This window comes from Bacteroides sp. 2201st1_D9_2201SCRN_220225 (genome assembly GCF_040928965.1).
In the GTDB taxonomy this organism is placed as follows: domain Bacteria; phylum Bacteroidota; class Bacteroidia; order Bacteroidales; family Bacteroidaceae; genus Bacteroides; species Bacteroides stercoris.
The window spans coordinates 99,122-124,425 of record NZ_JBCODG010000001.1 but is presented as its reverse complement, the minus strand read 5'-3'; the positions used below and the strand labels follow the sequence as shown (position 1 = coordinate 124,425).

The following is a 25,304-nucleotide window of genomic DNA, read 5'->3' as shown; positions in this document are numbered from 1 at the left end:
AACGGCACAAGCGGAACCCAATGTGCGCAGTCGCAATCGAGGAACGATAATTCGCATTCAGAAAACCGAAACCCGCACCCGCACCATAATTCGCAAGAGCAGACAAAAGGGCACCATACCAGCCTACAGCAGACCACGTACTACCACCTGTGGGAGTCCAATAGTAATCGCAATAGCCTTTATTACTTGAACCTCCTACTTTTTCGGCAAAGGAATAGCCTTTAGTGGAATGAGCCATAGAAAGCACATAGCCCTCAGTTCGTGGAAGCTCCGTAATGGCTTCATATCCGATAGGTACGGTAGTAGCACTATCTGAATGAGAGGTGAATTTTGTCGGGTCTTCGCATACATAGGCAATAGATACATCCGCTTTATGCCAAATTAGTACATCATCAGCAAGCATCCACAAGTATTCATAAGGAGTTTCCAAGCCACGGTAAGAGGTTACTTGTACCACCTTATCGCCACCAGTCCATCCCTTGATGGTGTAGGACACCTTACCCGTGTTGTTTCCCAGCGTTGCAGTAACACCGCAAGGCACAAAGGGTTTGTAACCTCCCCATGTATTCCACTCCGTACCATTAACAACCGGACCACTCCCTAAGCCTCCTTGATGGAATCCGTCAGCAGTCAGCGTTTCGGTGTAAGCATCTTGGCAGTGCAATGAGGCATATTCCACACGTTGCAACCAAGCAATTTCATTGTACACCCTGTACGCCCCGTGGTGTGTTCCGTTCTTGCAAAGAGGACGAACACCAGCCTTTGAAATGGAAGTACGAGGCATACCCAACATGGAGTTGTAAGTACCATCCTTAGCGGCATCACCAGCACCCGAACCACCTCTGAATTGTGCGGCATTCGCTTTGAGTATAACAAATCCGTCTGAATCCCTTGCAATTTCATCGCCATTCCAAGTGAGCCAACATCCCGAAACGGCTACAGAGTTGGTAATATCCACCGTTGCATACCACGGGCTTACCGTCTTTCGTTCCATCTTGATAAAGCCGGGCAACGGATATTCGGAATAGGCACGAATCCATTTCGTCCCCTCTATCTCCAACTTGAAGTAATATTCCGGCTTTTCAAGCATTACATTACCGTCCGTGCTGTCAATCACAGCCGTTGCACCCGAATCCTTTTTACGGCTGTCATTTTGGTTAAGGTAATACTTAACCGAGCCGTCAGGGTTTTCCACAAAGCGTTTCAGCTTCGCTTGAATGGGTAATGTACGGTGCAAATCCAAATTACCCACACGCTTTAGTTTGTAGTCCTGTGAGTTGAAATCACCTTGCACCCCATACCATTGGTCGTAAGGATATTGCGGTTTCGTGTTTCCGCTTCCCAATAATAATCCCATAGCTATAAGTTATTTAATAGTTTCACCAGCACCCCAATACACATCATATACCGAAAGGTCGATACCGTTTGGGGATATTACGGTTATCGCTCCGGGCGTCCAATCCCCGATAGGTACGGGGAACATACCAAATTCCTTATCACAAATGAGCTTGCATTTAAGCAGCGTACTTGTTTCCATCGTAACCTCTTTAGGTCGTACAAAGACGGTAAACGGAACACCACCCAAAGCAAAACCATTGGAAAGGTCTGTAACCTTACCTTTGGAAAGAATCCGTAGGCTGTACATCGTTGTTTCCATAATTCACTGAGTAAATCAAGTTTATTTAACTGCAAATATAATCATAAATGTGTTCAATAAACACATTTATGATTATAATTAAAGTATATCATCAGATAATGAGGTATAACGTGCTTCAAGTTCATTGATTTTATCTCTTAGCAACTGCCTTTCATTATGCAATTCCTTTATTTCATACGGCATTGCAGACCCCATTAGGGCGGCTTCGTAGCATTTGATTATCTTATAATCGCTACTTGCCAACACCTCCTTTGAGCGTTCAATCTCATGTGCCACCTTTTGAAAGTCGGGGACTTCTATGTATCTGAATGAAATCCTGTCCCCGGCATCGTATGGCACAATGCGCACAACATAGCCCTCCTTATCTGTGTTTTGTTTACTTTCATCTATTGCATCCACTGGCTTATATATGGTTGGCAGTTCAGCCACCTGTTCAATAACCGATACCATGCGTGTTGTTATTTCCCCCGTTTTCTCATTTCTGATTTTTTGAGGAATAGGGGCTATTTCTATACATTGTAGATAGTCGCCATCCATATATCCGTATAATACTCTTTCTTCCATATTTTTAGTATTTCCATCTACTTACTAACCATGCTTGTTTTTTAACTCCATCTACATATCCTACGGTATATACAAACATACCACCTTGACCCTCTACAAAATCGTAGTAGTCATTTACCGAAGTATCATCATAGATTAGGTAGCCGCTTCTTGGTCTGAATCTCATATAGCCTCTCCACCACTGCTTTACAAATATAACCTGCCCTTCTTTAGGAGAAGCCGGAAGATACACTACTGATGCGGCAGACGTGTACCCTATTACCACGGTATCTTCTCTATTCAAATACCATGTGTTATTCGACGTTCCTGTAATACACTTTCGACCAAAAATCAAGCCTCCGGCAAATAAATCATAGAAGAAACCGCCAAAGGCTGGTGCAGTCCCCGAATTAGAAGCCCGACCATAAACACCTGCCACGATTGTATCTACCGCATTTATATCCCATGTTCTTGCCGGAACATTTGCAAAACCAAGCCCAACAATAGCCCCACGGTGCGTATATCCGCTACTTGCTGGCATACCGTCCGTACCTGCCATATTTGAGAATATTCCCGTTGGTGACATATAGGAAACCGCATTAGAATAGTTAGGAGCATTTTTAGCCCTTGTTTCAAAAATTCCACGGTTGGCATCTATTGTCATTTTTGCACCAAAATCAACAAGCGCATAATCACCACCACCACTTGAAGATTCAATATAAATACGAGCCATTGAAGCATCCAACTCTATCCTATTGCCATCACCCATAGTGGAAACAATCTTACCACCCTTAATAAACCAATCTCCAATATTTGCCCCCTCAGCCAATAATAAGTTTGTGGCAATAGTTTCAAATTGCGCTCCAAAAGTATTCCATTTGCCTGTATTAGTCGGTACGAACCCAGTGAAAGTTCCAGCATCTATACGGGCTATATAGTATTGATTGTTGTATTTTACAGCATCCAACCGCTTGCTATTCCCGTAATAAGTCTTGGATGAATCATAAATACCCCTGTAAACAAGTACGGGGCTATCACCTTTCTCCCCCTTATCACCCGGCTTTCCATCTTCACCTTTATCACCTTTCGACCCCGTTACACATATTGCAGCCGTAGTGTCGCTCGTTCCATTCGTATAAGTGATAACCGAGCGTGTCCATATATACCATTTGTCTTTCCAAGTTGGGCGTGTTGTACTCCATGAGCCATTAAGTAATGAGGTTGCCGAACTGGATAGGTAGTATTGTTCAATAATAGAACTTACGCCAACACCGCTATCACCCGTAGAGCCTTTGCCGCCTGTAATACAAACCGCCTTAGTGTAGGTAGTCGTGTTGTCTGAATAAGATACTTTCGTTCTACTCCATATATACCTCCCATTTATCCATGTCGGGGCGGTTGTCTGCCACCCCGTAGTAGGCGCAACTGAATTTGACGTGCTTTGTGCATATTCCACATCTGCCAATGTCACACTAACACCCGGCTTTCCATCTTCACCATCATAAGGATTTACACGAATAGGGGTACTCCATTTCTGTATCATCAGGTCTGCTTTGCCATTCATTACGGAAGCAATGTCATTCACAGGTAAAGCCCCCATCAACAAACGTATATCATCGAAATACACGGCAGAGCCGAATACATCATCATCGTAAATAGCAAAGCCTACAGCCATGATATTAACGCTACCACTATGTAATTGCTCTCCGTTTTTGAATACCGTAACGGTACGGTCATTAAAACGGAATGCAAGGTGAAACCACGTATTAGGCGTGATTGCAATACTCTTTTCCACATAGTGCCTACCGTTATATCCGTTCAACATCCACTTGACTTGATTTTGGTCTGACTTCATCCAAAAACAGAGTGTAAAACTTTCCCCAAAGGGTAAATCATAAGGAATACGGCTCTCCATTCCACCACTCAGATTGAGGGCATATCTCGTTCCGTCTTTTACTACCGTCCCACCGCCCAGCACACCATTATAACCGTTACCCGAAATATCGGCAATGCTTGAAGTGTCGTTAGCTTCAATGGGCAAATGAAATTTGGTACGGTCTGCAAGCCCGGACTTCTTAGCCATTGTACACCAAATATATTCCAACGCTCCTACTTTCGGCATTTCCGTACTCCACCCTGTAGGGTTGGAAGAATTAACATCCAAATCGGGCGGTACTAAAGTCGAGCCATTTTTAGCGTAACGATACTCGTAATATTCGCCAGCTCCGGCATCCGTTCCACCTGTACCCGATTCACCTTTAATCAAAGCCCAAGTGTAATCCATCGGATTATCACTGTCTTTCTGCACGTAGTCGGTGTATTGCCCTATGTAGTCGCCCGGCTCTTCACCATTGTTTGCAGTGAACGACATTCCCCCGTTGTCCGAATACTTGATATGGAAGTATGGAGTACGCCCATCTTCACCGGGTAAACCGGGCGTTCCGTCTTGTCCTTTCGTGTCGCTCCACTTGTAAGCACTTGGTTTGTCGCTATCGGTAGGTATCATATCCACGTACAAACCCAACCATCTTCCGGGTGTTTCACCGTTCCCAGCTGTGAACGTTTTGCCGCCATCATCGGAATACTTCTTGTGAAGATAGCTACTCTTTCCATCTTCCCCCTTAATAACTCCAACATCTTTCCAGTTCGTACCATCCCAAATATAGAGGTTGCCCCCGATTAGATAAGCATCGCCCTCTGAATTTCCAACGGTAGGCAGTTGTGAAACATTATCCTTAGAACCTTTGATATTGATTGAAGTACCATCAGCACCACGCACACGGAAAGGAATACCCCACGCACCCTCCGTATCGGTCTTGGCGTTCTTTATACTCATCCAAACCACGTTTTCGGACGAAGTTCTGTGCCAACCTCCCGTAGAGCCATCCCCCGTAGGGGTGGCAGGCTTGGTTTCACTGTCATTATAGGTATAGAATACGGATAAACCGCTTTCTCCCTTATCCCCAGTAGAACCTTTCGCCACAACCGACCAATATACGGAATTGGTAGGCAAGTTGCCCATGCTTGGCGTGGGGTTGGTGTATCGGTAGGTACACGTTTCACCATTCGCCGTGTAAGTCACCTCATCCCCAGCATAGTACACGTACTTCGGATTATATGTGCCACGGAACACCCCGATATGTGAGGTGTCCCCACTATCAGAAAGCAAACGGACGTTGTGCAACGTTAATTGGCGTTTTGCCGTTACGTTCCAATCAATAGAACTTGAAGAATCACCGATACGGAACTTGTTGCCGTCCAAATCCAAATAGCACTCCTTATCGCTTGTTATAATCTTACCCGTAGTGATAGTGTTTCCGTTGATACGGGTAAATCCGTAGGTAGTGGTAAAGTCCCTGAAATCATCATCCGAATGCACCGACCCCAATATACCCACTTGGAAATAATAGTTGTTCGGGTCTTCGGTTGGTTCAACCTTTAGTTGTTCCTGTGTCACATACCAAATGCCATCCGTGCTTTTCTTGGAGCACTTGGCAAACACATAGTACCCCTTTGGGCTTGATAGAGTGAATGAGCCAGCCGCCATGTTCCAATGCTTGATTATCTCATCATCAATAGTCAAGTGAGCCAATACCCCGGCAGAAGCATCAAAACGATTGGATATTCCGTTTACGTTGGCTTGCAGTATCACATCTATCAAAACAAATTGTTGGCTCTTAGACCCCACCGTAAGCATATTGGTGTCAATGGAATTGGGCTTGATGTTTTCGGGGTCAAAATAACCATCCGTATCATACACCATTGTACGCAGTTCCTCTGTTGTACGCCATCCCCTCCGTGCCTTAGTCAAGTCCCGAAGCCGATTGTTTTCTATGATTGTTTCGTGCCGTCCAACATCCACAACCGTTTGAGTGATTGGGGAAATGGCTGTAATGTCCGAAAGGGTCAGTGTATAGTCATGCTCCACAAGCAGGTTCTTTGTCACCTTTTGGATGCGGATATTCTTTTCAATACCGAAACGCTCATCTTTCACGGGTACATAGTTACCCACATGAAAGACGGTTGTTTCGCTATCGCTTGGCAAAGCGTTCAAAAAATAGGAACGTTCAAAGGTAAGCTGATATTGCGCCCGTGCCTGTGTGCGTGGCTTGAACTCGTTATATCCGGCATACCATAAATCTTCCTCTGCATCATCTTCATAAGATTTAGGCAGGTGAATATCCGTAATCTTATACGTGTCACCCTCCGTTATTCGGTAAGCCTCGCTTTCAGTGGTAGGAATAGTTAGCCCCCTGTTGTCCGTAAATGGAATGAGCGTAAACCTTTTTGTTGCATGGTCGTATCCTCCCTTTTGCGCCAATTCAAATTGTTGTCCGGCTAATTTACCCGAAATGAAAGTAATCTTTGCCGATACCTCGTTAATCAGATACTTTGTACCTTTATCGTCTTTCTCGTTCAGGTCAAAGTCCATTGTATCATCAATGAAGCTGTTTATATCATCAACCACCAAAGCAGTAACCGTACCCGTCCGTTTCGGGAAAATATTATCATACGTCACAGCATCCTCATCACTACCCAGTGCATCCCTCAAATCGCCATCCTCCAAATAACGCTTGTTATCATCGGATATGCCTATATATTCGCTCTGAGGCGGTACTATTGTACCGTCCCATAGTTTGTGTTCCTTTTTGTTCAAACGCACTGGAAACGGAAGCTGTAGGCGTTCTGAATAGTCCCTGTAATCACTCCGAATGTTGGTCGTGCCACCCTCCACCCAAAGTCTTGTGATAATGGTCTTATCATCTACCTTTTGCTCTTTGAGCTTGTACAAGCCGTTGCCTTTGCCCCACTCAAAGAAAGCGTTGCCACCCGGGGGCACAACTTTTGCACCGAACTTTCCTATGTGGATGGTACGCACCCCGTCCTTTTGGGTAATGAGAAACTCCAAATCAAATTCACGGTCACTGCAAAGCATTTGCAAAACCTGTAGGCAATTGTTACGGGCAAAGGAAATGGTACGGGGTTCTGTGTCCGGGCAATTAGCTTCATCGAAAGCCCATAAGCCCGGATAGTCACGGCTCACGTTGTAGATAAGCACCTTTACAAAGTCCCGGATATTATAAGTGAGGTCAAACGTGCTTTTGCTGGATTTCCCGTTTGCATCGGTGTTTCGGTACAGGCTTTTCATCAGCTCGTACATCACTCCGTAGAAAGTGGCATCATGCACATAATGGTTGTCCGAAAGCATTTCACGGTTCACCTTAGTACGGATGGTGTATTCTTCACCCTCCACTATGATTTTATCTCCCTTGCCTAAATTAAGCAACTCAGAGGAAACAATGGAAAGCTGTACGTTATCATCCCCCATTAAGGAACTGTTTTGAGCGGCTGATTTCAGCGTACAAAACGGCTCTTTGGAAAACAAGCGTACCTTTTCACCGTTGCGCCTGATTATTTCAAGAGTTCCCATATCACAATAGCATTGGTTTCAAATTTTTCAATGTCTTCAATCACGCCCGAAACGATTATCTCGTATTCACCGGGTGTAACGTAAGTGTGTTCTATCGTTTGTTCGCTGCCGGACACATCGTAAGTGTGCGTGCCGTCACCCCAATAGATATTAAGCAGCTTGGACGAAGTGACGGTAATCGTAGCCTTGCCGTTTGCAGTTCCACCTATATATCTAAGCACCTTTTTCACAGGTTCATCTTCCACCATCTTTAAACGGAATGTACCCACCATCAAATCGTTGCTATATTGTCCCCAGCTCTTTTCCGGGTCTGCCTCATCCAGCAATTCCACTTCATATACCAAAGGCTTTGCCTTTCCGTCATAGTCCACACGCAAACGGTGGTTCCCCTCCGCATCGAATTGGGAAAAGAAAAGGTTTACCCATTCCACATAGGCGGCACGTCCCGAAGCCTCAATAAAGCAATCCAGTGTAATGTTGCGTTCCTTGTAGCGTGGTCGCTTCTTATCCCTTACAATACCGTGGTAATTGTCCCAGTTCACTTGCAAGGCTTCTTTGCGCTCCAACCGTCCAACCAATCCGGCACTTTTGGAAACGAATACCCCAAACTCCTTGAAGTTCTTTCCGTCTATGAAATATTCCACATCCGTATCTTTCTGCAACTCGAATATTTCACGGGGTTCTTTCGCCACGTCAAACAGTTTCACTTCGTCCAGCAAGGCTTTCGTCCCAAAAAGTGATTGGTCGTTGATGGAAAGCCCCGTTGGTGTCTTTGGTAATATTTCGCTGAATATCCGGGTCGTGTTCTCATAGACGGTAAACATATTGCCGGACTTAACGAAAGCAAAGAAAATCCAGCCATCGGGCATTACATCAAGCCATTGCTCTTTATAATTGTCTATACCGGGCATATTCAGCACCCAGCCTAACTTTTGAGAAACAGGCAGCACCCAAAAACAAAGTGTAAAATTACCGCTAAAGGGTATGGAACGAGCTGTTTCGCATTCGCCCGTACCATTCAAAGCAAGTGATTTACCCACTTTAGATTTCTTAGAAAAATCCGCACCATCCGATAAGGTGGCATCGTTGCGATACTGTGAAAAGTCGTAAGCTATACTACCGTCCGGGTCATCGAAAGGCAGGTGTAAAATCATGTTCTTATCCATATCAGTAAGTATTTTTATTCATTTGTCTAACTTCTATCCCCACTCCCTCTATATCCGCTTTGGCATTGCCATACAGATTCACAAGCACCTTTGCATCCGTTCCGGCTACCGCCACATACAGATACGAGTTATCGAAAGCGTCTATGGTAACAATCGCATTGTCCGACACGTTTACGGCACTATGGGAATCATGCCGTGCATATACCCGTGAAACAGAATAGCCGTCATACTCCAACATAGCTTTGCAGTCACCATTCAGCACCACATCGGGTAAATTCACCTTATCCGTAACCTCATCATCCACAAACACCCCGTAAACCTCGCATTTGCCTTTGAAGTGTTCCCGTATAAAGTCAAGCGTGGGGTAATTCTCCGATATACAGAAATCTATGCCCTTAATGTAAAGCTGTATCAGTTGCTCATAGTCAAGCCCCGTTCTTAGCTTCATTTGCCACATCCGGCAAAGCCCCTTTGCCTTGCCATCCTCTTTAAGTTGTTGTACCAGTTCCATAACTATGCTATTCCTTGTGATAAAAGTGAACTATCTTTATTTTCAATGCGCTTCAAAGTAGTTTTAATCTCCGTCAGCTCTGATGCACTCAACTTCGTGTTGGCGGCTATTTCGGCTTGGTAAACAAGTGCCTGCCTCATAATAGAGGTTTGGTCGCTTTGGTTTATGACAAAGGCATTCAACCGCCCGGCTATCACACCGCCCGTTTCCTCACTCATGGAAGTAACCGCACCCGTAAGGGGGTCTTGCTGTACGGTTTCTTCCTCCACATCCTTAATCCAATCACCAATACCCTCCAATGCGGAATTGAACAAATCCCCGGCAGCGTTCACCATCCTTTCAAATTCTCGCTTCTCTACATCGGTTAGTTTCCCGTCTTTCATGGATTCTCCCAAATAGAGAACGGCATCATTGATTCCCTTTGCCAAAAACTCACGTTTCAACGCTTCCACAACCGCTTTTTTAAGGACTTCTTTTGTCTTTTCGCCCAATGCTTCCGCTGCATCCTCACCTTTGCAATAAGCATCTACCAACGCATCGGCAAATTCATCAATGGCGGTTTTTACATCCGTTCCGGCAAGCGTTTCCATCATTGACCTATCCAAATCCTCTATCTGTTGGGTAATGGATTCTATTTGCTCGTTCCACTGTTGGATTTTTCCGTTATCGGTTTTCTTCTTATCCTTTTCAGCTTGAATTTGCTTTCTCAAATCCTCTTGTTGCTGTTTGAGGTTCTTTTTCTGAGCCTCATAGATGGAAAACATATCTCCGTTTTCTTCCGCATTCTTCAACTGCTTGTTGAGTTCCTTAATCTCCTTGTTGAGTTGAGCGTAACGGGCAAAATCCCAATTCTTCTTTGCTACGTTGGCTTCTTGTTCCAAAGCCCGTATTTGGTCGTTAATCAGTTGGATATTCTTTTCGTAGGCTTCACGTTGGCTATCATTGAACACCCAATAAGTATTATTGTAGGCTCGTTCCAAACGGCTGTAGGATTGTTCCAGCGCATCTATTTCCTTTTGCAGATTTTGAATTTTCTTCTCATACTTGGAATCATGCAATTTGGCAAATATGCCCACTACAGAAGTAACGGCACTTACCATACCCGTAACGCCTCCCAATATGTCACCGCTCATCATTTTACCTACAGAGGCGGCGGCATTTCCCAACTGCCCGAACAACTCCATTGCAGTACCTAAGCCGTTTGCCAAATCATCCTGTCCCAAATCAGAAAACATGGATGCAATGGCATTGCCGCACGTGGTAGCCGTATCGGTAATCGTTTCAATGGACTTGGTTACGCCTTTGGCGGCTTTCTTCATGTCAGCCTCTGCCTTTTTCACATCCTCATCCGTACCCTTCCCAGCAGCAACATTCGCTTTGGCTTCTGCCAGCTTCTTTTTGGCTTCAATGTAATCATCATAGAACGTGCCTAAAGCCTTAAAGGGATTCTTTGAAATAAGCGTTTCCTTTGCTTGATTCAAACTATCAATCAAAGCACGGTAATCTACGGGATTCAGTTTCAAATCCGCATCTTTTAGCTTTGTTTCAATATCAGCCACCAACTTATCTATTTCAGCTACAGAAAGGCTATCCAAATCGCCAAATAACTTCTTCCAACTATCCGATTGCTTTAACATATTGGCGGTAAGGGTGCTTAACGCTTCTGCCTCCGACTTGTTTACTTGGTTAATCCGTTCTTGGTCGCCCGTCTTTTGAGCGGCAGCACGCAGCAAGGCGTATTCCTTTTGGATGTCATTTCTTTGTTCCTCAAAGGTTCTGTAAGAGGAAAGTATCTTTTGCTGTACTTCTTCCTGTAACTTTTCATCTTCTTCTGAAACAAACAAAGTGGCTTCCGCTTTTTCATCAGCACCCACAAGCCCGGAACTTCCATTAGCCAGCTTCTCTTTTGCATCGGCTATGGCTTCCAACTTCTCGGCAAGTGTTTGGGCTTGCTGAATGGTCTTAGATACAGATTCCTTGAAAGAATCCATAGCGGACTTTGCCCCCGTGATTTCATTGTATTGCATATTAAGGGAAATAAGTTGGTTACTTTCTCCCTCTGTGAGTGTTCCGGCTTGTTGTTTATCCTTTAGAGCCTTGATTTCATTTTCCACATACTCCTTGTACGATTTACCGCCTTTTAAAAGCGTGGCAAATTGGGTATTGGCTACATCTTCGCCCATGTTACGCACCCAACGGAAATACAAGGCATATTGCTGTTTCTTGTACTCTATTTCACCGTCAAAGAGTTTGTTTTGGGCTTTGTCATATTTCTTGTTTTCAAGTGTTCGCCTTTCATCGAAGCCGTCCTTTTCAGACTTAGATAAGCCACCTTTTCCGGCATCCTTACGAGCTTTAGCCAAAGCCTTTTCCTCTTTGTCTATATTATCCAATGCCTCCTTGTGTTGGAGCGAAAGGGTGCGCTTGCGTTTTTCGTAGCCCTCTTCCAAGACTGCAATACGGTCAGCCTCCAATTTGCGGTCAGCTTCAAGTTGCCTTTCACGTAGTTGCTTGGCGGCACTATCCGCTTTATCCCCCGTGGTATGCTTGGGTAAACGGGCTTCCAACTTCTTTATTTGCGTATCATAACTCTTATAGTCAGAACTACCGATAATGGCAGCTTCACGCAATTCTTTAAGCTGCTTGATACGGTCTGATATTCCCTTTTCCGTGTTAAGGTTTGTAGTCTTGGTGTTTACAGCACCATTCAATTTATCCAACAAGTCTTTCAGCTCTTTCAGTTGGGTATTATCGGCTTCCACCTTTACCTTTTTGGCATTGAGGGTATCAATACTTTTCTGAGTTTCACCTATTTTCTTATCCATCTCGTTAAACGACATAGCCACATAGTCGGTACTCTCTGTTACAGAAGTCGTATCTTTTTTACCATAGAATTTTTCAAGTTGCCTATCTACCTTGCCTATGGTTTCATCTGCCTTTTTTGCTGATTGTGCGACACTTTCAAGATAAGTTTTTATATTTTCCTTGAAAGCATCCATTTCTTTACCTGTAGCCCCGGTGGACTTTTGTACGGCAAAAACAATGCTATCCAATGAGTTGTTGAACGCATCGGTATAGGCTTGACCTGTTAGCCCTTTCAATTGGTTTGCGGATTCTACCGCCATAGATTCTACCGCATCCCATACAGCCCCCGAAGCTCCACGAATAGAACTTGAAGCCACATCAACAACCTTATTCATCATAACGGTTACACCCTCCGTGGTGGTTTCCATAACTTCTTGAATTTCTTTGTAGGTTGCATCTTCGGCATTCTCTTTCAGCTTATCAAGTGCATCCGTTTGGCTTTGTACCAGTTCTTGCATAGCTTGTTCGGTATATTTAGCCTTGATTTTTTCGGCTGTAGTTTGCTGAATGGCTGTAGTCAATTCCTCATATTTAAGACGCTGTAAATCAAGTGTAGCGTTTTCATCAAGCAATGTCTTATTATATTGTTTACATACGGCATTGATTTTTTCAATCGTATTTTTATGTGTTTGAGTTCCTTTCTCCGTATTTTGCAATACGGCAAAAAGTAAATTCAAATCGTCAATCTCTTTTTTCGTGGTATCTTGAAATTCACCCGTTGCCGTGGTCGCTTCTTTTTGTTTGCCCGTAAAAAGAGTAATTATACTGACTAATGCACCTATCAATCCCATTACCCAGCCGATAGGATTGCTCATCATGGAAGCCCAAAGAGCTTTCACCGCTACCGTTGCTTTTGTCGTGATTGCAGTCAGTACGGAAGTTACAGCCCCTTGTGTTGTCTTTGCCGTAGTATCTGCCACGGAAGCGGCTGTGGATTGCTTGGTGGCTGTAGCTTCAAGTAGTTTTTTCTTTGCGTAAAAATCGGATTGGGTGGCTAAAGCCGTCTTTCGTGCGATAGCTGCGTTATCCTCCGCTGCCTCCATCTTCTTAGTGGCAATGGCTATCTTTTCAGCGTTCCCAGTCTGTTGTGCCCTGTACACTTCCAAATAGGCACGTTCTACAGCCGCCTTTGCCGCCAGTGCATCAGCCCGTGCCGATTCCATCTTTACGGCTGCTGCCTTGACATCGGTACGCATGGCATTTAAGGTAGCCGCACTGTTTTGTGTCTTAACGGCAACCTCATTTTCTAAAGCGGCACGATACACGGCACTTTTAGCCGACAAGTCTAACTTGCTTAGAGCTTGCTTTTGTTCAACGGTAAGAACACTCAGAGCCACCGCCTCATAATTGGCAGAAGAAGCCGTTAGATTCAAATTGGAAAGGTATTCTGCTTGTTGGATGGTAAGCATTTGTTGAATGGTGGCAATGCGTAACTGCTTTACCATGTTGGCGTGTTCCTCTACCGTCAGTTGCGCTTGCAATGCTGCGACATGGCTGTTTTGGGCTGCAACCATCGCTTTTGTCTGAGCTACCATCTGCCCAGTAGCAACGGCTTCCAACTTCATTAAGGAAATCTTAGCCTGCCTTGCCGTGTTATCCAAAAGAGCAACGCCCGTATATCCCTTTGTGGCTAATGTATTCAGTACAATAGCGGCTTTCACGCTTCCATAGCCTATAGCAACGGCTTTCAAAATACGCAAAATATCATCCAAATGCTCTGCCATATAGGTAGCACTTTCAATAGCTCCGGCAAAAACATCTTGGTTATCCGCACCCAACTTGTTTAACGATTGTTCCCACGCATCACCCATGTTGGAAATCATACCCGTTAGGGACTTGCTTTGTTCTTGCATGAGGTTGTAGTAAGTCCCGGCTTTACCCGTCATGTTTTGGAAAGCCTTTTCTACTTCCGCAAAGCCAACCTTACCCTCCGTTACAAGGTTGGAAACTTCATCTTTGGTTACGCCAAGCACTTTAGCCAGTTCCTCATAGATGGGAATACCACGCCCGGCAAACTGCCTAATATCCACGGTAAATGCCCTGCCTTGTGTCCGTAGCGTTCCATAGAGGTAGGCAATATCCTGTAGTGGCGCACCCACGCCCGAAGCCACGTTACCAAGCATTACCAGCTCATCCACCACATTATCCACGGTTGAGCCGTAAGCAAGCATCTGTTTGGCACTACTCGCAATGCCCGAAAGGTCAAACGGAGTTTTGGCGGCTGTATCAATAAGCCTATCCATCAAGCCCTTTGCTTGCGTACCACTTTTGAGCATGGTTGTAAAGGCAATTTCCAACTGTTGAAACTGCCCACGTGTTTGCACGATACTTTGAAGCAAAGTCCCCATACCCTGCCCAACGAGGTAGGAAACAATGTATTTCGCCCCATTTTGCGCAAAGCTCTGAATGGAATTATCCATCACAGACGATTCCGATACGGCTGTGGATGAAACCTGTTTGATACTCCTTTCCATCGCTTGTGCCGACACGTTGAAATCATTTATATCAAGGGTGGCTTTGAACGCCAACGCTCCGTTTATATTATCCATTATATTATTCCTTTCAGATAATTCTTAATATCATCCTTTGTCTTTAGCTGTACAGGCGGCTTCCCACCATCTTTGTTTCCGTCCGTTTGCTCCGGCTCTTGTTCCACACGTGCCGCATCTGCCAGCATGATTTGTACGTTTAGCCAACTGATACCCCAAAGCAGATAATCGTAAGTCCAGCCAAAGGACTTGATAATTTCCCCACGATTACCCCACGGGCTATTTAGCCCGATTACTCTACTCGGTTTGCTTTGAGTTTCTTCGGATTGGTCGTTCCTATCTCCCGTATTGACCGAATAGAGGACGTAAAACCCCCGGGATTCATCATTTGGCTTATCACGTCTGCCAGCTTTTCAAGCCGGGTAGATGTAAGGTGTTCCATGAAAAACGCTTTCAAGGCTTTCACCTCTTTGTCTTTAGAGGGGTCTGCTACCACGGGATTGTTAAGCACGGCTACGGCTGCAATCTCAGCCATCAGAGGAATATACTTGAAAAGGCGTTTGCTTTCCTGTATGGGTTCGGCTTGTATCTTTTCCTCATCGTATTCTATATTCAGATACAACCGCCTCAAACAATCCATCGTACCCAAATAAAGAGGCTTCAAATGGAAGTGGCGCATATATACACGCTCCATAGTTTGCAAAGCGGCATTGGGTACTTCTGTTTCGGACACATCCCAGCCTTTGGGAATACGTTTGTCACGCCACATCCTTACATGGTTCGGAAAATGCTTATTCCACCAACGGATGAAGCGTGGCGGTTTTACCGGGTTAATTTTAAGCGGTACATTGAATTTCACTCCCATGTTCACAAGTGCCTGTATCGCCTTTTCTTCGATTTCCAAGCGTTCTTCACGGGTCAATTCACGTTCATTATTCAGTTGTTCCATTTGTCTTAAAAGTTAAAAAGCCCCCCATCCGGGGATAGGAGGCTATCGGTTCTCAGACTTTTTCAGTGTCATGCTACTGTTGGGTCGCTCATTTCCTCGCTTGCTTGCAAGTTTGATTGAAACTTGATAGTCATAGGCACAAGGCAGATACCCTTTGAAGAATAGGTAATCTCGAATGTCGGGATGATACGCACATTGGCACACCCGATAAACAAGCCCTCTTCCGGTTGAATCCATAACGCCCACTCCTTGTATTCCAATTTTCGTGGACGAATCCAAGTGCGCTTGCCCTTTTCTCCAGCAATAGTACCACCGAAATAACGTGCAAGCAATTCCAAATCCGGGTCCATCAAAGAAAGCTCCACATTTGTAGGTGTTTCACCCACCAACGTAATAACCTTGCTTGACGTTTCCGACTTATGTTCCGTGATTTCGGGAGAATCATCTTTCAAGTTGCAAGTGTCTTGATACACATCGCCCAAATCAAGCCATTGGTTGCCTTTTGCGGGCATACTTCCATCGGTCATGGCAGGGGCGATATAAATCTTTTTCAACCCCATTGTTGCTAAAATCGGCATAATCTTAATTTTTTATTAGTTGATACTCTTTTCTCTTACTGTAAGCTCCAAAGCAAGGGAAACAAAATGTTCGTTTTGGTCTTTCTCCTTAATCGGTGGGTTAAACCGCCCTATGTTCCAGTTATAGCCTTTCCCACTTTCATAATGGTTTTTCAACACCTCAACCACCTTTGCCCTTATCTCTATGAGCCTCTTAAAATGTGTCCTGTAAACGGCTTGCCCCTTGCCTTTGGCTATCACCTTATCCGGCACATGAATATTCACGTTTATCTGACCGTAGCGCACGGATGCTTCACCGTCTATCGTATGAGGGACAATTATCACATCCTCTTTGGTGTAGTCGTTACGCTCGTAATCAATCACACCCGAAATGAAGTTTTTCACCTCGCTTGCTTGAAGCATGGCGTAAACCTTTGTTGCTATTTCCTCAGTCGTTATCATGCTGCGTTCCCGAATAATTCGATTGCTTTCTTATTAGCTTTCATCACCAACTTGTTAATCTCGGCAGGAAGTTCGCTTTTGGCTTTCAGTTCGGCAGGTAGAATCACGTTGTACCCTTTGGCTTCCACGTAGGCGGCATAATTCATTCCGGCTACTATAATGAGGGAAAAAGTGTTTGGCAGCGTGGCGGCATACTTCATTGCAGCCTCCAACATGGCTTTCGCACCCTCTCCGGGCTGGTCTGACCCACCATAGTAAACGATTTCCTTATTCTGTACCACGGCATAGCCTATAGAGTTGGTTAAATTGCCCGTTTGGTCTTGGTAGTTGTGGCTATCCTTAGCATACTTAGCCAGCTTTTCGCCCATGTATTTTAACAAGGTTACGAAAGCCAATTCAAGTTGCTTTTGGAAAGCAGCCACGGGGTTTAAGATAGCCCCTTTGTCAAACATCGGCATTATCCCCATATCTCTATGTATTTAGGGTTTGTATCATCTATTCCCGAAATGGTGAACTCATCCACACCTCCACGCTCCAAAGTCACTTCCACACGTGCGCCTATACTCAAATCACCCTCAAAGTAGGATGGTAAAAACACATCAAAGGTGTATGAATACATTTGCCCGTCCGTTCCCAATCGTTGCTTGGCAGGTATGAATTTCTCCACTTGACACTCACAGCCTTTCACCCACACGGGCGCATCATCGTCCGTGTAAAATCCCGTTGCTTCATCCCTCGTTGCTTCAAGGGGCAAAGCGGTGTATCTGAAAGTTCCGTTATTCCGTGCCATATCACCACAAATTAGAGCCGTCCGTAATGGAAGAAACTTCGACAAAATCCGAAACGTCCAAACCGTTCTCGTTGCAAAGGTCTTTAATGCGCTTCTCCAATTTCTCCACGCTGTAGCCTTGTGAGGACTTACCTAACGTGTCATTGGTAAGCACAATCATCCGCTTTAGCACCTTTATAGCGGCTATGGCTATCGTGCGTTGGTCTGTGTCGGCATTGTACTCACTATCCCAGTCGCTTATCTTCACATCAGCAAGTGCCTTTTGCAAAGCAAGGCGGCTTGGGGTATAGGGTTCAAGCTCACCCACCAACGCATTGTATTTTGTCAAAGTTCCCATCACTACTATTTTTCAAGGGCTTCTTTCAAAGCCGTTACACTCTCATCTGAAAGGGCTTCAATCGCTTTGGTTACACTCTTAACCCCGGCATTTTTGGCAACGGGGGCATTGATGGATTCCAAAGCATCCTTTACCACATTCAAATCATATTCATTGTCTTGGAAAGTGACCTTTTCAGCCTGTTTACTTTCCAAAGACTTAATCACACAAATGCCCCTTGCAACCAAATCATTAACTCGGTTAAGCTCATCGGTATGCAAGGTTTCACCTACCTTGTAGATTTTGCCTTTGTCGTTTTTGTCTATAAACGCTTTCTTTACTGCCAGTTCCATAAGCAAAAGATTTAGCCTACTTCAAGAGCTGTTGCACTCTCAAATTCGGATTTAGTCCAATAGGTACGTGCCACACCATTTGCATCGGCTGGTACTTCCTTTTCCTCAAAGCCACGCACCTGTAAACAGATGATAGCACCAATTTCAGTGATAAGAGGCAACAAACGTCCAGAGCCTTGTGTATATTCGGCTGCAACTTGACCAGTGGATTCCCCGGTACGCCACTTGGCGATACGAATACCACCGCCAGCGTTCATGTAGTCCACGTTTTCTTCCTCTATCAACTCGCTATCTTCAATGGCGGGCTGAATTTCACCGATAACCCCGGCAGGCTTGATACAGATAAAGTTGTGATTCCACGGTTCAAGCGATTTACGCTTACCGTCCATATCCATACCCATTTTACGGGTAATCACCGTTACAGGGGGGATTTCATTACCAGCAAGCAAATCTGCCATCTGAGCCGTTGTTACGGTCTGAGCCTTTTTATCGTTACCATGTACCAACAAACGGGTCGTTTCGTCCATACGCAACCAAAAATAGAGGTCTTGGCTCATAAGGATTTCGCCCGGCTCAATGCCACGGTTACGCAGGTCACTACAGATAGCCGACAACATCAGGACGGGGGACAACTTGCCAGCTTTGGTATTGGCAGAGTTCCACAAGAAAGCTGATACCAGCTTGTTTGTTTCCGGCATTTGATAATCCACCTCGTACTTACGTCCACCCGGATTGTTGATTTCCGGCACGAACTGAGCCACACCCCAATTAGAGAATGCCATCAAAGCAATAAAGTCCATCACGTCCTTACAGCCCAAATAAGCATCTTTCATGTCGTGGGTAAGGGTCTTTTCAATTTGCTTCACCTTAGCGGATTCACTCAAACGGGGATTTTCGTAAACCTCCATCAGTTTACGGTAATCACGTGCATACATGGGGAACTTGTGACCCACACGGGGGATTTCCTTAGTCCACACATCGAAGCCGTCAGAACGCCTCATAGGTGTAGGTGATTCATCACCAATCAATGTAGCCATGATACGCAAGTTGTACTTACCTACAAGTGCCTCGGCAGTCAATGACATTTGGGGCGTGTTGGTAGTAAACCAACTATCACAGTACATCTTCTGAAAAAGGGTTGTTTCACGTTCGGAAGCCTTATCAAAAGTCTTTTTCCACGTTGCCAAAAAGTCAAGCGGTTTGCCGTCCTTGTGAAGCCCTTTGAATGTTGAAAAAATAGATTTCATGTCGTTACGCTAATTTTAGTTAGTGTGATTTCGTTAATTTCACGTGGGGATTCCCTTTCAAGTAATCGCCCGTAGTGTCCTTTTGCCCGGCAGGGATAGGCGGCACACGTCTTTCGTACATTGCGTATTGCATGGTGTCGGCAGAAACATCTACAGAGGTTTCAAACTCGCCTACTTCCACATCGGCAATCAGTACGGAGTTGGAAGTGCCACGCTCCTTTGATTTTGCGGCAGTTTGTCCGTCCGAAACAACCTCTACCAATACATCATCCTTTACAAGCCCGGCAATGGCTTTGGAGAGAGTGACAATGTAATTGTTTCCGTTTCGCTCAATCTTTTCGATTGTGGGAACATCGGCAATGGCTGTAGCGGCTGTGCCGTCTTTCAGCACCAAATCACCAACGGCAAAGCAAGGCTCGTAGAACTCATCCACGTACAGGCTTACTTTCTTGGTGTTTTCCGCATCCACTTCCACCACTTTTGCAGTCTTGATGACTTGCACCGTCCTTTTCACCTCATCCTTGATAGCAAGCGTTCCGGCAGGCACGGTATCGCCAACAGCGAAATGTTGGTTTTCCACGTCCAGATTGAAGCCGCCTTGCACGATAGAGGGCGAACCCGTGAAAATGGGTCGCATCCCGGTAAATGAAGCAGTCTTTCTTTTCATTTCATCTTTTATTTTACGGTTATTGATTCCAGCAAGCTATCAGCAGCTTCATCAATTTGCTTTTCACTTGCCGCCTTAGAACCCCCTGAGTGTTCATCATCAAGCCCATTTGTAATAAGCTCCTGTTTGTAAGCGGAAACGGCATCCTCAATATCTTCATCATCGGAGATTGATTTTGCCAAACGGTCACGGAGATAAGCCGGGATTTTGTGCTTTTCCATAGCCTTAACTACTTCCTTCGCACGGGCTTCTTTGCTTTCTTTGGCTTCGTAGTTAGCAATCTTTTCCTCCATTTCCTTTAACCTCTTTTCAGTCGCTTCGTCCAAAGCCACCTTGCCCTTACGTTTAGATTCTTCTTCCTTACGCTTTCTTTCTTCCTCTTCCTCATCCTCGGTTTGGGTTGGTTTCTTTTTGTTTGCCCATCGGGTTGCTTCACCTTGACTTTCCTTAGCCACTTCCGCAATCAGATTTGCCGTACTTTCTATTGCCTCATCATCGGTAGAATCATCCTCAATGCTGCCACCCATTTTTTCGGTTATCGCTTTAAGGTACTTCTCCGAAAGACCAGTGTCTTTACACAAGCCTTTGACTTTCTCAAAGAGTTTCTTATTCATTGTTGCTTTTGTTATTTAGTAAGTTGAACTTCTACAGAGCAAAGATATGAAATAAAATCATATATGCGTTCTATAAACACACATATTTTACTCGGTAAATTACTTGCCTATTAGCATCTTACGCTTAAAAACAAGACGTAAAAGCGATTTTTCATTTACTATATTCAATATAACAAATATGTGTTTGATTAACACAATAGGAATAATATTTTTCACTCAACGAAAATATATCCTCATAAAAACGCAAAATATATCCTATTTTGCAGTAAATATATCCATTTAGGCATTTCCGTCCATCTTAAATAAAGGAAATCACCACTAAAAGACTATCAAAACCAACTATCACATAGGTATTTTGAAAATATATCCAAAAATATATCCAAATACTTTGTTATATTAAATATATAGCCTATATTTGCATCGTAATAAGATTGATAACGTTTAAAATATATGTGATATGGATGTGAATTATATTCTAATAAAAGGAAACAAGCATTTTAAGTGCCACAGTTTAGCAGAAATGGCTATCTATTTTAGCTTGTCCGTAACCAGCAATGGAAGCGTAATCTGTGATGGCTACCATGATACAATGTCTTATTCTAAAGAGTGGAGCCACGAAGATATTATTACCGATTTCATACGCAACAGAGTAGAGAAAGTAGTACCTGACGTTGAAATATACAAAGTACAAAAATAATAATGCAACACTAAATTTTCAGATTATGGCAACTAAGAGTATTGATAAAAAGAAAACATTGGAATATGCGGTAGCATTTTACTTCTATGATTCGGGATGTGTAAACTTTATGATGGGTAATATCATGTACCAGCATATCAAAACCATTTATGACGAAAGGGCAGACGGCAGAGGGCAAAACACATTAGAAGTAGTTTACAACTACAAAAAAATGAAATATGAAGTGCTGTGCCTCACAGACAGCAAATTAGCTCAAAAAGAAATATCAATACTATAATACATATCGCCATGACACAGAAAGAATTTGAAGAAAGAACCGAGTTGAAGCTAACAGCGGACAACTATACAGAGGTTGAAACTTGCTACATGAATACAGACCTTGATAAAGATGCGTTTTGCAAATTGTGGATGAAAAACCCGGCAGCTCTGAAAGAAATAGAGCAAAAAACGGTGTTAGTTCGTGAACTTTACGAAGAACGCAAATGTCTTGCAAACTTTCTTATAGAACAAGCCGAAAAGTGGAGTGCATCAGATTTAAGAGAAAAAGCAATCGCTATGATTGGAGAAAAAGAATATATCAGAAGAAAAATTGCCAAAGGGTACAATCTTTGGGATGCTGATAAAAAAATACTTGATGAAATTCTAAGAAAATAAGATATGGCTATCAATTTCAGAAAATTAAAATCGCAAATTAAGTCATTCAAGCCGGAGGTTAAAGATGGCTACATCTTCATCGCAACAGACGAACAGAAGAATAACGGGTTATTCAGTATTGCAAAATGTGGAAGTAAACGTGGGCTATTATCTGCATTGAGTGAATACATTAAAGATGATGAAGACTTCAAACGTGAATTTACTATATAATAATCAGGTAGCCTACTGGCTACCACAATGCAACACCGTATGAAAAAATATTATTTACAAGGCAAAGAGATTAGCGAAAAACAAGCAAAAGCCATTGAAGCCAAAAATCAGAAGTACATAAGCAGCAATGATTTTACGCTTTGGGCAAAGTGCCAATTTGTAACAGTAGTAACCAAGTAAATTTCAGAATTATGAATGAATACACTTACATCATTTTCGACCATAACGGCAGACGTTTGGGAAAGATTGAGTTTGGAGTGCGCAACAGCGTTCCATCCGCAAAAGAGATAAAAGAAGCCATTAAAGATGGTTTTCCCAACGGGACGACTTATAAACTACTCGTTCCAACAAGCGTGTGTATCAACCAATAAAATTTTAGGATATGGGAATATTGAAAGATGCAATTTTAGCGGCAATACAGCAGGAACACCCGGATGCTCATTGGGTGGGAAACGAAAAGCCCCACATGATAGAATCTACAGCGCAAGCAAAATACAATGACGTTAGACGTGTTGAACGCAATTATACTAAAGGCGTTCACAAGGCAAGAAAGAAGGCTCACAATGGCAATAGTAACAGTACAAGACATTTATAGATGTGATTCATGCAAGGCAGCATCAGACGAATTTGGAAGAGGATGTAAGCATGGTATGCTCTTCCCTCTAATGCTTATAATGGGAAACTTTACTGAGTGTATGAACTATGAGTTTGATGCCGAAAAGGTAAAACTTCAACTAAAACGAAAGGAGGCAAAATAAGATGGCAACACTGATAAAGACAGACGGAAGTAAATTGGAAATCCAACCTCAAAACGGGCTGGACTTCCAACTGGATGAACTGCAAAAGTTCGTAGATGGTTACATTGATATTATAAACCTACACAATGGGGATATTCTCGTAATCAATGATAATGGGAAAGACGTTTTAGATTCCAACGAAACAGCCACAGAAATAGCGCATAAACACAATGCTATTTTTGGTTGGGATTATATTTGTGGCGATGTCGTTATGTGTAAAGATGAGGAGGTGCAATAATGGAAATTCATAAATTCCCTTATAACTGGAAGCTGGCAGAAGCCAATTTCACTAAAGACAAAGGCAAGGTGTTTTCTTGTTTTGCGTGTGGTGGCGGTTCAACTATGGGCTACAAGTTGGCAGGGTTTGATGTGATAGGTTGCAATGAAATAGACCCTAAAGTGAATCAGGTGTATGTAACCAACCATGCACCACGGTTCAATTTTTTAGGGGATATAAGAGAATTGAGAGAGAGAGAGAGAGAGCTACCGCCCGAACTTTACAACTTGGATATTTTGGACGGCTCACCCCCATGTTCCACTTTCTCCTTATCTGGCAACCGTGAAAAGGATTGGGGCAAAGAAAAGGTGTTCAGAGAGGGGCAAACGGCACAAGTTCTTGATACACTTTTCTTCGACTTCATAGCTTTGGCAAAGGCACTGCAACCAAAGGTTGTGATAGCGGAAAATGTGAAAGGCTTGCTTATGGGTAATGCCATAGATTATGTAAGGCGCATTTACAAGGACTTTGAAGATGCCGGATATTATTGCCAACATTTCTTGCTGGATGCGTCAAAGATGGGTGTTCCACAAATGCGAAACCGGGTGTTCTTTGTATGTATTAGGCATGATTTGGGCGTGAATTTCTTGAAAGTGTCTGACCTCTTCAATGTTGAGCCACATATTAGCATGGACTTCAACGAGCCGGGGATTTGCTACGGAGAATTTGCGGATTACATGGGCAAACCATACGGCAAGCGCATGAAAGAAATGTTTGATAATAGAACACATGGGGATATTGATATGTCAAATGCTTATCGGAAGCTGACAGGCAAAAGAGGATTTTTCAATCAATGTTATTTGTATGAGGATGAAATTTGCAACACGCTTACGGCTCATTCTGATAGTGCAATTCCATTTAAGAAGCCTGTTTATCTATCAACTGCCGAAGTGTGCAATATTTCCACGTTTCCACAAGACTATGATTTTTGCGGCTTTTCACCGCATTACATTTGTGGTATGAGTGTGCCGCCTGTTATGATGGCGCAAGTGGCTACACGGGTTTATGAACAATGGCTATCAAAACTATAAAGAAGAAAGTGAAATGACAAAAATAAAATTGAATTGGCAGTATGCCAAAGGTGAATTAGAAACTGGTACATTGAAAATGCTTTGCATTCCAGCAAGGGGCAAACGAATATTCGGAGAGGATGAAATGGATGCCGAATTGTGCATTAAAGACCAATGGAACTTATCAATAGCCAAAATACATTTGGGCGATGTGGAAAGTTCAAATATCCTTTGTGAAGAAATAGCAAGGCGTTGGAACGAATTTGAGGAATGGCATGAGTGTAAAGAAAATACGAATGATGTACCGAAACGAAATACCCCATGCTTGCTAAGAGTTGAGTACAAGGAAATAGCTACTGGCATTGTAGAAATAGGGTATCTTACATCTGTTTGGAATGAATATGGATGGACGGAAGATTATCTCGACAATTTCGATAAGTCCGAATTTGAAGTTACTATCACTCACTGGAAACCCATAAACAAGCCGAAAGGAGTTGAAGAATGAAACTTGAAAATTGTCATGGTTGCAAATGGTTTTATATCAGGACTATCAAAGGATATACGGAATATATGTGTTCCTATGTAAGAAATCATCAAACAGGCATGAAATGGGGGCGTTTGATAAACATCAAGAGAAAAAAGACTTGTAACAGAAAGGAGATACAATAGTTTCTGCATATAGTGAGGCTTATTTGTAAGAACACAATAACCTTGTATAATGAAATAAACTGGGTAAATATTTGTTTTATTAAATATAATATAGTAATTTTGCGTTTATAGAACACATATAGTAATGAAACAGCAAAGAAAGGTCATTCATGTAGAATTGAAAGAGCCATACAAGGGCAAACGTCACTACTACTTTGGCAGCATTACCGCTATATATGAGCTGTTGCCCACCGAAGTAGTAGGATGCTCGAAAGAAACCCTTTGGAATGTTCTAAGGAATGACGAACATAAGGGTAGAAAAGCCATTATACGATATGGCACACTCCATACAAAACAATCAAATAGGGGTATCAGAAAAGAAAAGGAGGTATAA

Annotated in this window: 29 protein-coding genes; 11 read left to right on the top strand and 18 right to left on the bottom strand. The window is 43.4% G+C overall.

Translation table 11 applies throughout. From position 1 onward, the window contains the following. The 18 genes from AB5903_RS00610 to AB5903_RS00525 form a co-directional block, all read right to left on the bottom strand. Window positions 1-1,357 (bottom strand): hypothetical protein (locus AB5903_RS00610; RefSeq protein ID WP_368117587.1); only part of this gene is annotated, 1,357 nt, incomplete at its 3' end. Window positions 1,358-1,366: 9 nt separating this feature from the next. After that, window positions 1,367-1,657 carry a hypothetical protein gene (locus tag AB5903_RS00605; protein WP_226766605.1) on the bottom strand — a complete coding sequence of 97 codons (291 nt, stop codon included), beginning with the start codon at window positions 1,655-1,657 and terminating at the stop codon, window positions 1,367-1,369. Between the two features lie 78 nt (window positions 1,658-1,735). Further along, window positions 1,736-2,221 carry a hypothetical protein gene (locus AB5903_RS00600; RefSeq protein ID WP_044300306.1) on the bottom strand — a complete coding sequence of 162 codons (486 nt, stop codon included), beginning with the start codon at window positions 2,219-2,221 and terminating at the stop codon, window positions 1,736-1,738. A gap of 4 nt (window positions 2,222-2,225) precedes the next feature. Then, on the bottom strand, window positions 2,226-7,631 hold the full coding sequence (locus tag AB5903_RS00595; RefSeq protein ID WP_044300307.1) for an N-acetylmuramoyl-L-alanine amidase: 5,406 nt from the start codon (window positions 7,629-7,631) through the stop codon (window positions 2,226-2,228). Continuing rightward, window positions 7,613-8,797: a hypothetical protein gene (locus tag AB5903_RS00590; RefSeq protein ID WP_044300309.1), complete on the bottom strand. Its 1,185-nt coding sequence runs from the start codon at window positions 8,795-8,797 to the stop codon at window positions 7,613-7,615. Before AB5903_RS00590 ends, AB5903_RS00595 begins: the two co-directional genes overlap by 19 nt. A gap of 1 nt (window position 8,798) precedes the next feature. After that, complete coding sequence (locus AB5903_RS00585; RefSeq protein WP_005655404.1) at window positions 8,799-9,308, bottom strand: hypothetical protein; 510 nt, start codon at window positions 9,306-9,308, stop codon at window positions 8,799-8,801. Between the two features lie 2 nt (window positions 9,309-9,310). After that, window positions 9,311-14,722, bottom strand: a complete 5,412-nt coding sequence (locus AB5903_RS00580) for a tape measure protein (RefSeq protein WP_044300311.1) — start codon at window positions 14,720-14,722, stop codon at window positions 9,311-9,313. Beyond that, entirely contained in the window at window positions 14,722-14,850 is a 129-nt protein-coding gene (locus tag AB5903_RS00575; RefSeq protein WP_256317553.1) for a hypothetical protein, read from the bottom strand. The genes AB5903_RS00580 and AB5903_RS00575 overlap by 1 nt, the downstream gene beginning before the upstream one ends. A gap of 104 nt (window positions 14,851-14,954) precedes the next feature. Then, window positions 14,955-15,611: a hypothetical protein gene (locus tag AB5903_RS00570; protein WP_032592241.1), complete on the bottom strand. Its 657-nt coding sequence runs from the start codon at window positions 15,609-15,611 to the stop codon at window positions 14,955-14,957. A gap of 68 nt (window positions 15,612-15,679) precedes the next feature. Next, the gene (locus AB5903_RS00565; RefSeq protein ID WP_005655408.1) at window positions 15,680-16,189 is read right to left on the bottom strand and encodes a hypothetical protein; all 510 of its coding nucleotides are present in this window, start codon (window positions 16,187-16,189) and stop codon (window positions 15,680-15,682) included. A 15-nt stretch (window positions 16,190-16,204) separates the two neighbouring features. Further along, window positions 16,205-16,630, bottom strand: coding sequence for a hypothetical protein (locus tag AB5903_RS00560; protein WP_005655409.1), 426 nt, complete (start codon window positions 16,628-16,630; stop codon window positions 16,205-16,207). Then, entirely contained in the window at window positions 16,627-17,097 is a 471-nt protein-coding gene (locus AB5903_RS00555) for a hypothetical protein (protein WP_005655410.1), read from the bottom strand. The genes AB5903_RS00560 and AB5903_RS00555 overlap by 4 nt, the downstream gene beginning before the upstream one ends. Beyond that, on the bottom strand, window positions 17,088-17,420 hold the full coding sequence (locus AB5903_RS00550; protein WP_005655412.1) for a hypothetical protein: 333 nt from the start codon (window positions 17,418-17,420) through the stop codon (window positions 17,088-17,090). The genes AB5903_RS00555 and AB5903_RS00550 overlap by 10 nt, the downstream gene beginning before the upstream one ends. A 1-nt stretch (window position 17,421) precedes the next feature. Further along, on the bottom strand, window positions 17,422-17,757 hold the full coding sequence (locus tag AB5903_RS00545; protein WP_005655413.1) for a DUF6706 family protein: 336 nt from the start codon (window positions 17,755-17,757) through the stop codon (window positions 17,422-17,424). A gap of 5 nt (window positions 17,758-17,762) precedes the next feature. Continuing rightward, window positions 17,763-18,089 carry a hypothetical protein gene (locus AB5903_RS00540; RefSeq protein ID WP_044300312.1) on the bottom strand — a complete coding sequence of 109 codons (327 nt, stop codon included), beginning with the start codon at window positions 18,087-18,089 and terminating at the stop codon, window positions 17,763-17,765. 11 nt (window positions 18,090-18,100) lie between these two features. After that, window positions 18,101-19,336 (bottom strand): hypothetical protein, encoded by a 1,236-nt coding sequence (locus AB5903_RS00535; RefSeq protein ID WP_044300313.1) that lies wholly within the window; start codon window positions 19,334-19,336, stop codon window positions 18,101-18,103. 19 nt (window positions 19,337-19,355) lie between these two features. Beyond that, the gene (locus tag AB5903_RS00530; RefSeq protein WP_008642519.1) at window positions 19,356-20,003 is read right to left on the bottom strand and encodes a hypothetical protein; all 648 of its coding nucleotides are present in this window, start codon (window positions 20,001-20,003) and stop codon (window positions 19,356-19,358) included. A gap of 8 nt (window positions 20,004-20,011) precedes the next feature. After that, entirely contained in the window at window positions 20,012-20,617 is a 606-nt protein-coding gene (locus tag AB5903_RS00525; protein WP_005655418.1) for a hypothetical protein, read from the bottom strand. Window positions 20,618-21,074: 457 nt separating this feature from the next. On the opposite strand from AB5903_RS00525, the gene AB5903_RS00520 reads away from it, so the two are divergent. The 11 genes from AB5903_RS00520 to AB5903_RS00470 all read left to right on the top strand — a co-directional run bounded on the left by AB5903_RS00520 (window position 21,075) and on the right by AB5903_RS00470 (window position 25,304). Then, the gene (locus AB5903_RS00520) at window positions 21,075-21,314 is read left to right on the top strand and encodes a hypothetical protein (RefSeq protein ID WP_005655420.1); all 240 of its coding nucleotides are present in this window, start codon (window positions 21,075-21,077) and stop codon (window positions 21,312-21,314) included. A 25-nt stretch (window positions 21,315-21,339) separates the two neighbouring features. Further along, window positions 21,340-21,591, top strand: coding sequence for a hypothetical protein (locus tag AB5903_RS00515; RefSeq protein WP_007219348.1), 252 nt, complete (start codon window positions 21,340-21,342; stop codon window positions 21,589-21,591). Window positions 21,592-21,602: 11 nt separating this feature from the next. Beyond that, on the top strand, window positions 21,603-21,968 hold the full coding sequence (locus AB5903_RS00510; RefSeq protein WP_044300317.1) for a hypothetical protein: 366 nt from the start codon (window positions 21,603-21,605) through the stop codon (window positions 21,966-21,968). A 3-nt stretch (window positions 21,969-21,971) separates the two neighbouring features. Next, a complete protein-coding gene (locus AB5903_RS00505) occupies window positions 21,972-22,178 on the top strand; it encodes a hypothetical protein (protein WP_044300318.1) in 207 nt (68 codons plus the stop codon). Window positions 22,179-22,217: 39 nt separating this feature from the next. Next, window positions 22,218-22,358 (top strand): hypothetical protein, encoded by a 141-nt coding sequence (locus AB5903_RS00500; RefSeq protein WP_162487773.1) that lies wholly within the window; start codon window positions 22,218-22,220, stop codon window positions 22,356-22,358. Window positions 22,359-22,369: 11 nt separating this feature from the next. Continuing rightward, window positions 22,370-22,549 (top strand): hypothetical protein, encoded by a 180-nt coding sequence (locus AB5903_RS00495; RefSeq protein ID WP_055234357.1) that lies wholly within the window; start codon window positions 22,370-22,372, stop codon window positions 22,547-22,549. 192 nt (window positions 22,550-22,741) lie between these two features. Further along, on the top strand, window positions 22,742-22,936 hold the full coding sequence (locus AB5903_RS00490; protein ID WP_226766601.1) for a hypothetical protein: 195 nt from the start codon (window positions 22,742-22,744) through the stop codon (window positions 22,934-22,936). 1 nt (window position 22,937) lies between these two features. Beyond that, complete coding sequence (locus AB5903_RS00485; RefSeq protein WP_024986357.1) at window positions 22,938-23,213, top strand: DUF3846 domain-containing protein; 276 nt, start codon at window positions 22,938-22,940, stop codon at window positions 23,211-23,213. After that, window positions 23,213-24,283, top strand: a complete 1,071-nt coding sequence (locus AB5903_RS00480; RefSeq protein ID WP_118413750.1) for a DNA cytosine methyltransferase — start codon at window positions 23,213-23,215, stop codon at window positions 24,281-24,283. The genes AB5903_RS00485 and AB5903_RS00480 overlap by 1 nt, the downstream gene beginning before the upstream one ends. A gap of 13 nt (window positions 24,284-24,296) precedes the next feature. Then, window positions 24,297-24,767: a hypothetical protein gene (locus AB5903_RS00475; RefSeq protein WP_055234523.1), complete on the top strand. Its 471-nt coding sequence runs from the start codon at window positions 24,297-24,299 to the stop codon at window positions 24,765-24,767. Window positions 24,768-25,055: 288 nt separating this feature from the next. After that, a complete protein-coding gene (locus AB5903_RS00470; RefSeq protein ID WP_044300322.1) occupies window positions 25,056-25,304 on the top strand; it encodes a hypothetical protein in 249 nt (82 codons plus the stop codon).